The organism is Streptomyces sp. NPDC002809, assembly GCF_040295435.1.
Classification (GTDB): domain Bacteria; phylum Actinomycetota; class Actinomycetes; order Streptomycetales; family Streptomycetaceae; genus Streptomyces.
On the sequence record NZ_JBEOVJ010000011.1, the window covers coordinates 75,427 to 90,034 of the forward strand.

Sequence of the window (14,608 nt, forward strand, 5' to 3'; positions counted from 1 at the left end):
GTCAGCTCCTCAGTTCCTCAGCAGTACGGCGGACGTGGGGACGCCCTCCCCGGCGGTGACCAGGCAGGTCGAGGCGTCCGGGACCTGGGCGGTGGAGATGCCGCGCAGCTGCTTCACGCCCTCGTTGATGAGGTTGAAGCCGTGCACGTACCCCTCGCTGAGCCCGCCGCCGCCCGTGTTGATCGGCAGCCGCCCACCGCTCTCCAGCGCCCCGCCCTCGGTGAACGCGGCGCCCTCGCCGCGCCCGCAGAATCCGTACCCCTCCAGGGAGAGCGGGATGAGCGGGGTGAACGCGTCGTAGATCTGGGCGACATCGACGTCCTCGGGCCCGAAGTCGGCCTGCTTCCAGAGCTGTCGGGCCGCCGTCCAGGCGGGGCCGGTGAGCGGGTCGTCGTTCCAGTAGTTGACCATCCCGTGGTGCTGGGCGGGCAGTCCCTGGGCGACGGAGTGGAGGTAGACGGGCTTCTGCCGGCAGTCGCGGGCCCGTTCGGCGGAGACGATCACGCAGGCCAGCGCACCGTCCGTCTCCAGGCAGTTGTCGAAGAGGCAGAGCGGCTCGCTGATCCAGCGCGAGGTCATATACATGTCGCGGGTCAGCGGGCGTTCGTACATCACCGCGGCCGGGTTCTGGTTGGCGCGGTTGCGGCAGGCGAGCGCGACGTTGAAGAGGTGGTCGCGGGTCGCGCCGTACTCGTGCATGTACCGCCGGGCGAGCATCCCGATCTCGTCGGCGGGCCGCAGCAGCCCGTAGGGCCGGGTCCACTGGGCGGGGGTGGGCAGCTGCACGGCGGTGTTCTTCCAGGGCCGCGGCCCCGACCCGCGCTTCCGCGACCGCCAGGCGACGCCCACGCTCGCCTGTCCCGTGGCGACGGCGGCCGCCAGATGCGCGAGGGTCGCGCAGGAACCACCACCCCCGTACCCCACCTTGCTGAAGAAGGTGACGTCACCGGCGCCGATCGTCTTGGCCACCTCGACCTCGTCGGTCTCCTCCATCGTGTACGAGGCGAACGCGTCCACCTCCGACGCGGCGATGCCCGCGTCGTCGAGCGCCGCGATGATCGCCCGGCACGCCAGGGTCTTCTCGGACTCGGGCAGATGTTTCGCGAACTCCGTCTGCCCGATACCGGCTATCGCTGCCTTGTCCTTGAGCGTCGCCACCCGCCACCTCCGAGACCGTCATGACTGCTGACAGCGGAGGAGGCTACAGCTAATCTGACGGATAGTCAGCTACGGGGCGGCTACGGCGTTCCGGTTCGACGACGGGAGGGCACGAGATGCGCGGCGACGAGGAATGGTCCACCGTCCCGAATCTGGTACGGGCGGCGGCCGGGCGGTACGGGGACCGGGAGGCGGTGGTCGACGGCCGCACCAGGATCACGTACACGGAACTCGGCGAACGAGTGGAGCGGGCCGCCGCCGCGTGCATGGCCTCGGGCGTGGAGCCGGGGGACCGGGTCGCGGTCTGGGCGCCCAACACCGCGGACTGGATCGTCTCCGCGCTGGGCGCGGTGACGGCCGGCGCGGTCCTGGTCCCGCTCAACACCCGCTTCAAGGGCACGGAGGCGGCGTACGTACTGGAGCAGAGCCGCGCGAAACTGCTCTTCGTCACGGGCACCTTCCTCGGTACGTCGTACGTGGCGTCCCTGCGCCGGTCCGAGGTCGAACTCCCGCACCTCGACAAGGTGGTGGTGCTCGCGGACTCCGCGCCCGACGACTACGTGACCTGGAAGGACTTCCTGGCGTCGGGGGAGGGGATATCGGCGTCGCAGGTACGCGAACGGGCCGACACCATCGCCTCGTCCTCCCCCTCCGACATCATCTACACCTCGGGCACCACGGGCCGCCCCAAGGGCGCCGTCATCAGTCACGCGCAGACCCTGCGCTGCTATGCGATCTGGAGCGAGCTGGCCGGTCTGCGCGAGGGCGACCGCTATCTGATCGTGAACCCGTTCTTCCACACCTTCGGCTACAAGGCGGGCATCATCGCGTGCCTGATGCGGGGCGCGACCATGATCCCGCAGCCGGTCTTCAACGTGGACACGGTCCTCGCCAACATCGCGGCCGAACGCATCTCGGTCCTCCCGGGCCCGCCCACGCTCCACCAGTCCCTCCTGGACCACCCGGCCCGTGCGACCCACGACCTCTCGGCTCTGCGCCTGGTGGTGACGGGGGCGGCGGTCGTCCCCCTCCAACTGGTCGAACGCCTGCGCGCGGAACTCGACATCACCACGGTCCTGACCGCCTACGGCCTCTCCGAGGCGAGCGGCATCGTCACGATGTGCCGCCGCAGCGACCCGGCGGAGGTCATCGCCTCCACCTCGGGCCGGGCGATCCCCGGCACGGAACTCCGCGTCCTGGCCGCCCCCGGCACCCCGGGCGAGATCCTGGTCCGCGGCTTCAACGTGATGAGCGGCTACTTCGAGGACCCGGAGACGACGGCGGCCACCATCACCTCGGACGGCTGGCTGCACACCGGTGACGTGGGGATCCTCGACGAGGACGGCAACCTCAGGATCACGGACCGGATCAAGGACATGTTCATCGTCGGCGGCTTCAACGCCTACCCGGCGGAGATCGAACAGCTCCTGGGCCTGCACCCGGACGTCGCGGACGTCGCGGTGATCGGCATCCCCGACCCCCGCCTGGGGGAGGTCGGCAAGGCGTACGCGGTGCGCCGGCCGGGCGCCACGGTGACGGCGGACGACCTGATCGCGTGGTCACGGCGGGAGATGGCGAACTACAAGGTGCCGAGGGCGGTGGAGTTCGTCAGCGAGCTCCCGCGCAACGCGAGCGGCAAGGTGGTGAAGGGGGAGCTGCGGGGGCGCTGATGCGCTCAGCCCGCGCCGGACTCCCGAGCGGGCTTCCGGACGTGAAGTGACGCTGAGGGCAGAGGGGGCGATGACGGCAGCCCTCTGACGGGAAGTGGCCGAACACTGACGTGATCGCGTGGACCGGCCGCACTCGGACGTGCAGCGGCCGCGACGGCTCCCCCTCCGCGCCGCCGCGGCCACTCCCCCCGTACCCCGTCGAATTGCAGCTCTAGTTGGCCGGCTCGCTCGTGGCGTGGGTGTTGTCGGTCTTGTCCTCCGCCTCACCCTCCGGCGCCGTGGTGGCGTGGGTGTTGAGCGGCTTCAGCTGGCCGTCCTTGCCCAGAATGTTCGCCGGCTCGCTGGTGGCGTGGGTGTTGAGCGGCTTGATGATCGGCTCGTTGCTCTGTGCGTCGGCCATGATCGTCTACTCCCGTTAGTGATTCGGCGTGCTGGGTCGGCAAGGCCCGTCCGGCTGTTCCCCCGTGGACTGCCGGACGGGCCTGTCGGGGCCGCTCACATTAGTGCTACGGCCGGCTGTCGCCCCGTCTGCCCCCCGACGCGACGGATCGACTAGGTAGAGAGTGCCGTGTGGCGATAAACGAATGATGAACGTCCCGTCCGGAAACGGTCAGGCGACTTCTGCCGGGTTGAGCAGGCTTCGCACATCGGCGGCCTCGGGGGAGCCGAGCGTCTCGAAGATGGTCAGGGCCTCGCGCCAGCAGACCTTCGCGCGGTCGGTCTGCCCGATACCGGACAGCGACCTCCCGAGGACGGTCAGGACATTGGCACGCCGCCATTCCCCTCCTATGCCCCGGAGAACGGTGAGCGCGATCTCGGAGTTGGCGGCAGCCCGGGCCGGGCGCCGGGCCGCGATATCGACCTCTGCGAGGCGGAACAGCGCCATGCCCTCGTACAGCCGCTGCCGGCTGTCCTTGAAGACCTGGTACGCCTCCCTCAGGCTGTCCGCGGCAGCATCCAGCTGTCCGCTCTGAGTAAGTGCGAGCCCCAACGCGTAGCGCCCGTTGGCGCCTTTGAGCGCGTGGTCCATCTCGTCGTACATCGCTGTTCCCTGTTCTGCGAGCGATACGGCGGTGGCCGTCCGCCCCATCGCCAGGTGAACACGCGACAGGTTGCACAGCGCAGCGGCCTCCCCAGGGCGGTCCCCGACATCACGGAAGTGGGCTATGGCGCGCGTCAGATGCTCTTCGCCCTCCGCGTGCCGGTTCTCGTAGAGCGCGATGATGCCGAGCAGGTTCGACGCCCAGCATGCCGGGAGGGGGTCCTGCGCGACTGCGGAGAGCTGCAACGCCCGTCGGCATTCGTGGTCGACCAGGTCGAAGCGACCGGAGACATGGTGCACATTGGCCAGAGTGATGAGGGCCCTGCCCTCGGACTTGGCGTCGCCGGCCAGTTCCGCCGCCTTGCAGGCTGCGATGACCGTTGCTTCGTACTCCTTGGAGTTCGCTCCCGACTCGGCCAGCTCGATTGCAACCCACAACAGATCGATGGCGTGGGGCAGTGTCCGCCCGCCTGCAGACTGACGGGCGCACGCCAGCAGGGTCCCTGCCTCGGCGTAGAGCCAGTCCTGGGCATCGCGCCGGCTGGAGAAGGTCAGGCCGCTGTAGGAGGTGGGCGAGAGGTGATCGACGAGAGTGTCGCCCGGCTTCTCCATGGCGCTGACGCACGCGACGGTCGCCAGATAGAAGTCCAGCAGCCGCGACAGCGCCTGCTCCCGCTCCTCCGGCGCCTCCTCGTCCCGCTCCGCGCACGAGCGCGCGTACAGGCGGACCAGGTCGTGGTAGCGGTAGCGGCCCGGGGCCGCCGACTCCACGAGGGACGTGTCGACCAGGGCCTCCAGGAGGTCCTCCGCCGTGTGCACCTCCAGGTTCAGCAGGGCCGCCGCTGCCGCCAGGGAGATGTCCGGGCCGTCCGCGAGGCCCAGGAGGCGGAAGGCGCGGGCCTGGGCCGGTTCCAGCTGGCCGTAGCCGAGTTCGAACGTGGCCTTCACCGCGAGGTCGCCCGCCTGGAGCTCGTCCAGGCGGCGGCGTTCGTCCGCGAGCTTCGCGGCCAGGACCGAGACCGTCCAGGTGCGGCGGGCCGCCAGGCGGGAGGCCGCGATGCGGATGGCGAGGGGGAGGAAGCCGCAGGCGGCGACCACGTCGAGGGCGGCCTCGCGCTCGGAGTTGGTGCGCTCCTCGCCCGCGATGCGGGTGAAGAGCTGGAGCGCCTCCTCGGGCGACATCACGTCCAGGTCGACCAGATGCGCGCCCGCCAGGTCGACCATGCGGACCCGGCTGGTGACCAGGGCCGCGCAGCCCTCCGTGCCGGGGAGCAGGGGGCGGATCTGGGCCGCGTCGTGGGCGTTGTCCAGGAGGACCAGGATGCGGCGGCCGTCGAGCGTGGAGCGGTAGAGCGCGGCGCGTTCGTCGAGGGAGTCGGGGATCGCCGAGTCCGCAGTGCCCAGGGCGCGCAGGAAGGCGCCGAGGACCGTCTCCGGCTCCGCGGCGCGGGAGCCCGCGCCCTGGAGGTCGACGTACAGCTGGCCGTCGGGGAAGTGCCGGCGGGCCTGGTGGGCGACGTGCACGGCGAGGGTCGTCTTGCCGACGCCGCCGATGCCGGCGAGGGCGGAGACGGCCATGACCGAGGCCTCCGCGGTGGCGAGGCGGTTGCCCAGTTCCCGGACGAAGGCGGAGCGGCCCGTGAAGTCGGGGACCGTCGCCGGGAGCTGCGCCGGGCGGACCGGTGCGGCGGCCGGGGCGGGTTCGTCGGCGGGGCGGGCCAGTTCCTCGTCGGCCCGCAGGATGCGCTGCTGGAGCGCGGAGAGTTCGGGCCGCGGGTCGACGCCCAGTTCCTCGGCGAGCAGCCGCCGGGTGTCGGCGTAGACGGCGAGGGCCTCGGCCTGGCGGCCGCTGCGGTACAGGGCGACCATCAGGAGTTCGCGCAGCCGTTCGCGCAGCGGGTGCGCGGCGGTCAGTGCGGTGAGTTCGGAGACCGCCTCCGCGTGGCAGCCGACCTCCAGGTCCAGGTCGAGGCGGGTCTCGGTGAGCTGGAGCCGCCACTCCTCCAGCCGGGAGCGCTGGTACTCCGCGTACGGGCCGGGAACGGAGGCCAGGGCCTCGCCGTCCCACAGGGCCAGCGCCTCGTTCAGCAGGGTCCTGGCCCGGCTGCGGTCACCCGATGCCCGGGCCTTCTCCGCGTCGGCCGCCCGGTCCTGGGCCACGGTCAGGTCGAGCGCCTCGGGCCCGATCCGCATGGCGTACCCGCCGGAATCGCTCGCCAGGGTCGACGGGCCCAGGGTCTTGCGGAGGCGCGAGGCGTACGTGCGTACCGCGGCAAGTGCCTGGGAGGGCGGGTCCTCGCCCCAGATGGCGTCGATGAGTTCGGCCGCCGTGGCGGTGCGCCCGCTCCTGAGCAGCAGAGCCGTCAGCAGGGCGCGCTGCATCGGTGAGCCGGACGGCAGCGTCTCGTCGCCCCGCCGCGCTCGTACCGGACCGAGCACGGAGAAGCGCAGACCGGTGTCCTGCGCCGGCTGCTGCCGCTCTGTCAGCTGTTCGGCCGGCTGCTGTTCCGCCGACCGCTGCTCCGGGGCGCGTTGCTCCGGAACACGTACCCGTGGCCCGTCGTCACGGCCCATTGCTGTCTCCTTGTCCCGCTCTGTGCGCTGCCCGGCACGGTCACACATGTCCGGATCCCGTCGGGGCTATCCGGATTGCTCCATACCGTTGGTATCGCCGTCAACAGTCTGCCTTGTGAAAGGGGGCCGCGTCAGCAGCGGGTGACTCTCTGCACAAGCCCTCGACAACGATTGTGGAACGGGGCCCCGTCCAGATAGCTGACGGTTCGTCAGATCAACGCTACCTTGGTACGCATGGAGACCTTCCCGAAGATCATCTCGGTGGACGACCACACGGTGGAGCCCCCTCATGTCTGGCGGGACCGGCTCCCGTCCAGGTACGCGGACTCCGGCCCGCGCATCGTCCGGGCGCCGCTCAAGGAAATGACCTTCATGGGCGGCAAGTTCGCGCCTGTGATGGGTGCCAAGGGGGACGACGGGCCGATCGGTGACTGGTGGGTGTACGAGGATCTGCACCGCCCGCTCACCCGGCTCGACACCGCCGTCGGCTACGACCGGGACGAGATCAAGCTCGAAGTCATCACTTACGAGCAGATGCGTCCCGGTTCGTTCTCGGTGCCCGAGCGGCTCGCCGACATGGACGTCAACCACGTCCAGTCCGCCCTCTGCTTCCCGACCTTCCCCCGCTTCTGCGGCCAGACCTTCACCGAGGCGAAGGACCGCGAGCTCGGGCTGCTGGGGGTGCGCGCGTACAACGACTGGATGGTCGAGGAGTGGTGCGGTCCCGACGCCCACGGCCGGCTCATCCCGCTCACCCTGGTCCCGCTCTGGGACGCGCAGCTGGCCGCCGACGAGGTCCGGCGCAACGCCGCCCGCGGGGTGCGGGCCGTGGCGTTCTCCGAGATACCTCCGCATCTCGGCCTGCCGTCCATTCATACGGACGAGTGGGATCCGTTCCTCCGGGCCTGCGACGAGACGGGGACGGTGATCGCGATGCACATCGGCTCCTCCTCGAAGATGCCGTCGACCTCGGCCGACGCCCCGCCCGCGGTCGGATCCACCATCACCTTCGCCAACTGCTGCTTCTCGATGGTCGACTGGCTGATGAGCGGCAAGTTCGAACGCTTCCCGAACCTGCGGATCATGTACGCGGAGGGCCAGATCGGCTGGATTCCGTACATCCTGGAACGCGCCGACGTGGTCTGGGAGGAGAACCGCGGCTGGGGCGGGGTGGCCGACAAGGTTCACCGGCCGCCGTCGGAGCTGTTCACCGAGCACGTCTACGGCTGCTTCTTCGACGACGCGTTCGGGCTGAAGAACCTGGACTCGATCGGGGTGGGGAACGTCCTGTACGAGACGGACTACCCGCACTCCGACTCGACCTGGCCCAAGTCGCGCGAGGTCGGCGAGTCGCAGATGGGGCACCTGGACGCCGACGTAGTGGACCGCATCGTGCGCCGCAACGCGATCGACCTGCTCGGGCTGACCGCCGACGGGCTGTGGGCGGGACCCGGTACGGGGGCGTGAACGGGGGAGGGGCCGGGGCGGTCCTCGGGTGACCGGCCCGGCCCCTCCTGCTGAGACCCGGGGTGGTCGTTGGGCGGACCGGCCCCGGCCCCCACCGCTCAGGCCCGGGGTGGTCGTTGGGCGGACCGCCCCGGGCCCTCCTGCTCGGGCGGGGGTTTTGCGCGGACCGCCCGGCCTCTCCTGCTCGGGCGGGGGCCTTGCGCGGACCGCCCGGCCTCTCCCGCTCAGGCCCGGGTCACCGGCTCCTGGAGCTCTGTCACCCACTTCTCCTCGTCCGCGGGGCACTCCAGATTGACCTCGCGCGCATATCCCGCCGAGCGGTAGCCGCCCGCGTCGATCCCCCGGGCCAGGGCCTGGGCCGTCGGCAGGATCCCGGCCATCGAGCCCCGGTGCACGATGGTCGCCGCCTCGAACGGCGGCAGCTCGACCACCGTGACCCCGGTGTCACCCAGCGGCCCCACCGGCGCCGAGACCGTCACCCCGGCGTGGACGACGATCGCGCCGCCGCCGTCCGGGGCATCCTCGTACCGGGCGATCCCGGGGCCCGCCGGGGAGACCCCGGCCTCGTCCAGCAGCGGGAACAGCCGCTCGTACAGCGGGCCGATCACCGGAGTGATGTCCTCCGGCTCGTACCCCGCGGCCACGCCGGTCAGTTCGGCGACCCGTACCGCCGGAACGCTCTTGATCACAACATCTTCCCTGGGCATGCGACCCTCGCTCTCGATCGACCGGAGCCTCGCCTCGACCTGGGCCAGCCTGGCGGCCGCCGCCGCCATCGCCGCCTCCAGCTCCACCCGCCGCAGCCGCAGCATCCCGCGCAGCTCGTCCGGGCCCACCTCCTCGTCGAGGACGGCCCGCACCTGCTGGAGCGTGAAGCCGAGGTCCTTGAGGGCGATGATCCGGTTGAGCCGGGCGAGCTGGGCGGCGCCGTAGTAGCGGTAGCCGGTTGCCGGGTCGGTACGGTCGGGGTGCAGCAGCCCGACCGCGTCGTAGTGACGCAGCATCCGGGCCGACACCCGCCCGTACCGGGCGAAGTCTCCGATGGTGAACATGATGTCTCCCAGTGCAAGGCCTCACACGGCGTCAAGGTCAAGCATCGCAGGGGCCGGATGTGCGTGTGATCCAGCTCACGGGAACTCCCTGTCCGCTGCGGACAGGACCTGATGTGGAGCATTCCTTGAGGGCCCGGATACGGGCAGGTGACCCGGACGCGTTCGGCGGCCTCTTCGACGACTGCGCGCAGACGGTGTTCCGGTACGCGGTCCGCTCGACCGGCGACTGGGCCGGCGCGGAGGACGTCGTGTCGCTGACCTTCCTGGAGGCGTGGCGGCTGCGCGGGACCCTGCGGGAGTCGGACGAGGAGCTGAGGCCGTGGCTGCTCGGCATCGCGACCAACGTCCTGCGCAACACCCGCCGCGCTGCCCGCAGGCACGAGGCGGCCCTGACCCGGATGCCCGTCAGGCCCGCCGTGCCGGACTTCGCCGACGAACTGGTGGGCCGCATCCATGACGCGGATCAGCTCGCCGCCACGCAGGCCGCGCTGGGACGCCTGAGACCCAAGGAACGGGAGGTCTTCCTGCTCTGCGTCTGGGACGGCCTGGACTACCGGGACGCCGCACGCGCGCTGGGAGTCCCCGTCGGGACGGTCCGCTCACGGCTCTCCCGGGCCCGGAAGCGGCTGAGGGACCTCACCGATGACGAGACAACGAGAATCACAAGAACCGCAACAAACATGGAACTACCTGGATCAGCCGGACAGTACCGAAGTGACCGCGCCACCGCGGTCAGGTCGAACGAAAGGGAGGGGAACCGATGAGTGCCGACGCGAAGAAGGCTGCGGGAGAGCTCAGGGCGCAGCTGCCCGAGCCGCACGGACCGTTCCTGCCGGGCGACCGCCAACGGCTGCTCAAGGAGCACTTGATGAACGAGATCCACCAGGTCCAGGTCCAGGACCGGGCAGAGAAGGCGGAGGCGGCCGTGCGGCCGCGCCGCAACCGCGCCTGGTACGCCGTGCCCGTCGGCATGGTCGCGGCCGGCGCGCTCGCCTTCACCTTCCTCGCCGGTCCCGGGCAGGGCGGCGACACCGGGTACCACTACAGCGCGGCCCCCGTGGTCAAGGTCGAGGTGGCCTCGGCGGACGGCGTCGGAGCACTGATGGAGAACGTCGCCCAGCACGCCGCGGAGCGCCCCGCGACCCGCGTCGGCAAGAACCAGTTCGTCTACGTGCGCTCGCACTACTCCAACATGCAGGCCGACGTCGGCAACCCCCTCAGGCTGAAGACGTACTACCGCGAGTCCTGGACGTCCCAGAACCCCGAGAAGGTCCGGAGCAGGCTCAAGCAGCCGGGCGACGACATCATCTGGTCGGCTCCGCGCGCCGGGGACCAGGGCTACCTGGAGGACCTGCGGAACCAGACCTACGCCTCGCTCCAGGCGCTGCCCACCGACCCCGACGCGCTGCTGAAGAAGCTCCGTGCGGACGCCGCGTACTCCGGCTCGTCCGACCAGTGGCTCTTCGAGTACGTGGGCGGCCTGATCCGCGAGAACATCCTGCCGCCCGAGACGGGAGCGGCGGTCTATCGTGCCGCGGCGAAGATCCCGGGCGTCGTCGTGGTGGAGAAGGCGCAGGACGGCGACGGCCGGCCCGGTGTGGCGCTGGCCCGTACGGACGAGCGGACGCACGAGCGCAAGGAACTGGTCTTCGACGCCAACAGCTACGACTACCTGGGTCTGCGCGCCTACCTGGTCCAGGACACCGAGCTGGGCAGGAAGGGCACTGTCACCGAGCTTCAGGCCGTGCTCGACCGCGGCGTCGTGGACAGCCGCGACGAGACGCCCGAGAAGTGACGCCCTGGAACTGACGTCCGAGAGGTGACGCCCGAGAACTGACGCCCGAGAACTGACGCCCGAGAAGTGACACCCGAGAGGTGACGCCAAAGAAGGGGTGCAGAAGAAGGGGCGTCCGAGAAGTGGCGTCCGAGGGGCGCCCGGAAGGTGACGTCCAACAGGTAAACGGCGGATCGCCCGTCGTATACAGGCAGGAGCCCCGTTCCTCCGCCGAAGCGGAGGAACGGGGCTCCTTGGGTACTGCGTTACCGGCCGCGATCGGCCGACCCGGGCAACTAGGCCGGGGTGACGTTCTCAGCCTGCGGACCCTTGGGTCCCTGAGTGACGTCGAAGTTCACGACCTGGTTCTCCTCGAGGGAGCGGAACCCGGACGCGTTGATCGCGGAATAGTGGACGAAGACATCCGGGCCGCCGCCGTCCTGGGCGATGAAGCCGAAGCCCTTTTCAGCGTTGAACCACTTGACGGTTCCGGTAGCCATAAGCCCTCCTTGGGCCAAAGGGTTGCCCTGCTCCAGAACCTGCAAAGAAGTCTGAAAACTACAAAAGCCTGCGGGTTACATGCTCCGCAGGCTCTGTACTGCAAGGGAAACCAAACTGCAACTTGGCGTTGAGCCTAGCACGCAGCATGTGCGGAAGGGTAGAGGGAAAGATCACTTCACCCGGATGTTTGATTGCCGTGCGGATGAGCCCCCGGGGAGGCCCTTCCGGGCCGCTTCCGGAGCCTTCCCTAGAGGCCTTCGGTATCCATTCCGGCACCCCCGGAAGAGAGCGCGACGCGACGCCGCGCGCCCCCGGTGAGGCCGTCGGCCGGTCACGGGTCTAGCCTCGCGATGTGGACAATTCAACCGTCTCAACCGTCGCAGGCGACGACCGTCGCAGCAGGCCGCGCGTCGGCCACATCCAGTTCCTCAACTGCCTTCCCCTCTACTGGGGGCTCGCACGGACCGGAACCCTGCTCGACCTGGAGCTCTCGAAGGACACCCCGGAGAAGCTCAGCGAGCAGCTGATCAGGGGCGATCTGGACATCGGCCCCGTCACCCTCGTGGAGTTCCTGCGCAACGCCGACGACCTGGTCGCCTTCCCCGACATCGCGGTCGGCTGCGACGGGCCCGTCATGTCGTGCGTGATCGTGTCGCAGCGGCCCCTGGAGGACCTCGACCGGGCCCGGGTGGCGCTCGGTTCGACCTCCCGCACCTCCGTACGGCTGGCGCAGCTGCTGCTCGCCGAGCGGTTCGGGGTCACCCCCGACTACTACACCTGCCCGCCCGACCTCGGCCTGATGATGCAGGAGGCGGACGCCGCCGTCCTCATCGGCGACGCCGCGCTGCGCGCCAACCTGCACGACGCCCCCCGGCTCGGGCTGCAGGTCCACGACCTGGGCGCGATGTGGAAGGAGTGGACGGGGCTGCCGTTCGTCTTCGCCGTCTGGGCCGCGCGCAAGGACTACCTGGCGGCCCGGCCCACCGCGGTGAAGAAGGTGCACGAGGCGTTCCTGGCCTCGCGGGACGTGTCCCTCGAGGAGGTCACCAAGGTCGCGGAGCAGGCCGCGCGCTGGGAGGCCTTCGACGCGGAGGTCCTGGAGCGCTACTTCACGACGCTCGACTTCCGCTTCGGGCCCGCGCAGCTTGCGGGAGTCAAGGAGTTCGCACGCCGGACCGGCCCGACGACGGGCTTCCCCGCGGATGTGAACGTCGAGCTTCTCGGCGGCTGAGAGACAGGTCCCGGCTCTCCCGTCGCGTGCCACTCGCACCGGCCCCGGCGGGAATGCCCGGCCATTCCCGCCGGGGCGTCCCGCCGTTCCCCTGGGCGGAACCCCGCGCGGATGATGCGCGGATATCGATTCGGGTGAATTCGAGCTGAATTGGCCGATTGGCGGAAGGCCTCCCGAGCGCGTCCCGCCCGATCCCCCGATCCCTCCCGCAATCGACCCGTGGAACGGCACATTCACGCCTTTCGCTGCGGTGAATGGTGTCGTTCGTTCCCTTGGGGCCGAAATCGGCGGATGGTTTCCCCTGTGACCGGATGACCTTCGCCCCTAGGCTTCGGTCGGAGGTCGGCCGGTCCACAGGGGGAGTCCGTATATGCAGCCGCTCGAAGCCGGCGAACCGCTGAGCATCGGTGCCTACCGGCTGCTCGGCCGACTCGGCGCCGGCGGCATGGGCCGCGTCTATCTGGGGCGCAGCGCGGGCGGCCGGACCGTCGCGGTCAAGGTCGTCCACCCGCACTTCGCGCTCGACGAGCAGTTCCGTGCCCGGTTCCGGCGCGAGGTGGACGCGGCGCGGCGGATCGGCGCGCAGTGGACCGCGCCCGTCCTGGACGCCGACCCGGACGCCCCCGTGCCGTGGGTGGCCACCGGCTACGTGGCAGGGCCGCCGCTCTCGGAGGCCGTCACCGAACACGGACCGCTGCCCGAGCCGGCGGTACGCACCCTGGGTGCCGGGCTCGCCGAGGCGCTGGCCGCGGTCCACGGGCAGGGCCTGATCCACCGGGACGTGAAGCCGTCCAACGTCCTGCTCGCCCTCGACGGGCCCCGGCTGATCGACTTCGGCATCGCACGGGCCATCGACGCCACCGTCTCCCTCACCTCCACCGGCGTCTCCGTCGGCTCGCCCGGCTACATGGCGCCGGAGCAGATCCGTGGCCTGGACATCTCGGGCGCGGCCGACATCTTCTCGCTGGGCGCGGTGCTGGCGTACGCGGCGACCGGGGCCGCCCCCTTCCTCGGCGACTCCTCCGCCGTACTCCTCTACAAGGTGGTGCACGAGGAACCCGAACTGGGCGACCTGGAGGGCGGGCTGCACGACGCCATCGCGGCCTGCCTGGCGAAGGACCCGGCCGGGCGGCCGACCCCGGTGGAGCTCGCCCGGCAGCTGGCGCCCGGTGGCGCGGCGTCCTCGGTGGCCGCCGGCTGGCTGCCCGGTCCGCTGGTGCGTCAGGTCAGCCGGTCGGCGGTCGCCCTGCTCGACCTGGAACCGCAGGAGGCGCCGCTGCAGTCGGGGCCGGTGCCGTTCACCAGCGCCTCGTTCGGCACGGGCGGGGTGACCGGGGCGGGCGGCGCCCTCGGTGTCTTCGGCCCGCCGGTCGAGCCGTCCCCGACGGCGGGCCCGACCGCGCCGCCGCTCCCGCCGTCCGCCCCCGGGACGGACGGGGTGCCGGGACAGCGCACCGCCGATCCCCGGTTCGCCGTCACCATGAGCGCCGACTCCCGGCCGGGCGAGCACCGGGGGCGCAGGCTCAGCTGCACCGTCGCCCTCGCGGTGGCCGGTGCGCTCGCCGCGGTGACCGTGGGCAGCGCGTTCCTCTTCGACCTGATGCCGGGCGGAGGCAGCGGCGACAGCGCCGAGCACGGCAACCCCCCGGCGGCCACCTCCCCGAGCGGCACCGCCTCCGCCGAGCCGTCCGCGCCCGCGGACTCCGCGACCGGCATCCCGGACCAGGTCACCGAGGTCCCGGACGTGTTCATCGGCACCTGGCGGGGACCGCTCACCGAGAAGACGACGGGGGCGCCGCACGGCACTCTCACCGCGGTGTTCGAGAAGGGGAAGAAGGGCGCCGAGGCCGTCCACATGACGACCACGATCACCGGCCTCGGCGTGGACGTCAGCTGCTACAGCATCGCCACCCTCACCTCGGGCACGGACAAGGAGCTGACGCTCCGGGAACACGCCGACCCCGAGCGCCCCGGCACGGCGGGGCTGTGCACCACCACGCCCGCCGACGTCCACTTCACACGTACCGGCGAAGGCACCCTGCGGTTCCGCTCCGACGAACGCGGCGCCGGATTCCCGTACGGCACGCTGTCCCGGCGCTGATCCGGACCGGCCCGGGATTCCCGTACGGCACACCGCCC

General features: G+C 70.9%; 11 protein-coding genes. 6 read left to right on the forward strand and 5 right to left on the reverse strand.

Annotation, left to right across the window (positions count from 1 at the left end; all coding sequences use genetic code 11):
• Window positions 1–9: 9 nt before the first annotated feature.
• Window positions 10–1,158, reverse strand: coding sequence for a lipid-transfer protein (locus ABT025_RS10010; protein WP_350991904.1), 1,149 nt, complete (start codon window positions 1,156–1,158; stop codon window positions 10–12).
• Between the two features lie 116 nt (window positions 1,159–1,274).
• Here ABT025_RS10010 and ABT025_RS10015 point away from each other — a divergent pair, with 116 nt between their 5' ends.
• Window positions 1,275–2,828, forward strand: a complete 1,554-nt coding sequence (locus tag ABT025_RS10015; RefSeq protein ID WP_350991906.1) for a FadD3 family acyl-CoA ligase — start codon at window positions 1,275–1,277, stop codon at window positions 2,826–2,828.
• A gap of 211 nt (window positions 2,829–3,039) precedes the next feature.
• Here ABT025_RS10015 and ABT025_RS10020 read toward each other — a convergent pair whose 3' ends face one another.
• Both ABT025_RS10020 and afsR read right to left on the reverse strand, forming a co-directional pair.
• The gene (locus ABT025_RS10020) at window positions 3,040–3,228 is read right to left on the reverse strand and encodes a hypothetical protein (protein WP_350991908.1); all 189 of its coding nucleotides are present in this window, start codon (window positions 3,226–3,228) and stop codon (window positions 3,040–3,042) included.
• A 210-nt stretch (window positions 3,229–3,438) separates the two neighbouring features.
• Window positions 3,439–6,444 carry an SARP-family global regulator AfsR gene (afsR, locus tag ABT025_RS10025; RefSeq protein WP_350991910.1) on the reverse strand — a complete coding sequence of 1,002 codons (3,006 nt, stop codon included), beginning with the start codon at window positions 6,442–6,444 and terminating at the stop codon, window positions 3,439–3,441.
• 234 nt (window positions 6,445–6,678) lie between these two features.
• Here afsR and ABT025_RS10030 point away from each other — a divergent pair, with 234 nt between their 5' ends.
• Window positions 6,679–7,911, forward strand: a complete 1,233-nt coding sequence (locus tag ABT025_RS10030; protein ID WP_350991912.1) for an amidohydrolase family protein — start codon at window positions 6,679–6,681, stop codon at window positions 7,909–7,911.
• 224 nt (window positions 7,912–8,135) lie between these two features.
• On the opposite strand, the gene ABT025_RS10035 is transcribed toward ABT025_RS10030, so the two are convergent.
• Complete coding sequence (locus ABT025_RS10035) at window positions 8,136–8,963, reverse strand: MerR family transcriptional regulator (protein ID WP_350991914.1); 828 nt, start codon at window positions 8,961–8,963, stop codon at window positions 8,136–8,138.
• A 113-nt stretch (window positions 8,964–9,076) separates the two neighbouring features.
• Between ABT025_RS10035 and ABT025_RS10040 the strand changes: the two genes are divergently transcribed.
• Together ABT025_RS10040 and ABT025_RS10045 are read left to right on the forward strand one after the other, a co-directional pair.
• Window positions 9,077–9,727, forward strand: coding sequence for an RNA polymerase sigma factor (locus ABT025_RS10040; RefSeq protein ID WP_350991916.1), 651 nt, complete (start codon window positions 9,077–9,079; stop codon window positions 9,725–9,727).
• Window positions 9,724–10,758 carry a CU044_5270 family protein gene (locus ABT025_RS10045; protein WP_350991918.1) on the forward strand — a complete coding sequence of 345 codons (1,035 nt, stop codon included), beginning with the start codon at window positions 9,724–9,726 and terminating at the stop codon, window positions 10,756–10,758. The genes ABT025_RS10040 and ABT025_RS10045 overlap by 4 nt, the downstream gene beginning before the upstream one ends.
• 275 nt (window positions 10,759–11,033) lie before the next feature.
• On the opposite strand, the gene ABT025_RS10050 is transcribed toward ABT025_RS10045, so the two are convergent.
• Window positions 11,034–11,237 (reverse strand): cold-shock protein, encoded by a 204-nt coding sequence (locus tag ABT025_RS10050; protein WP_003967102.1) that lies wholly within the window; start codon window positions 11,235–11,237, stop codon window positions 11,034–11,036.
• A gap of 353 nt (window positions 11,238–11,590) precedes the next feature.
• On the opposite strand from ABT025_RS10050, the gene ABT025_RS10055 reads away from it, so the two are divergent.
• Complete coding sequence (locus ABT025_RS10055) at window positions 11,591–12,469, forward strand: menaquinone biosynthetic enzyme MqnA/MqnD family protein (protein WP_350991920.1); 879 nt, start codon at window positions 11,591–11,593, stop codon at window positions 12,467–12,469.
• 370 nt (window positions 12,470–12,839) lie between these two features.
• Window positions 12,840–14,570, forward strand: a complete 1,731-nt coding sequence (locus ABT025_RS10060; RefSeq protein WP_350991922.1) for a serine/threonine-protein kinase — start codon at window positions 12,840–12,842, stop codon at window positions 14,568–14,570.
• The last annotated feature ends 38 nt before the right edge of the window (window positions 14,571–14,608 follow it).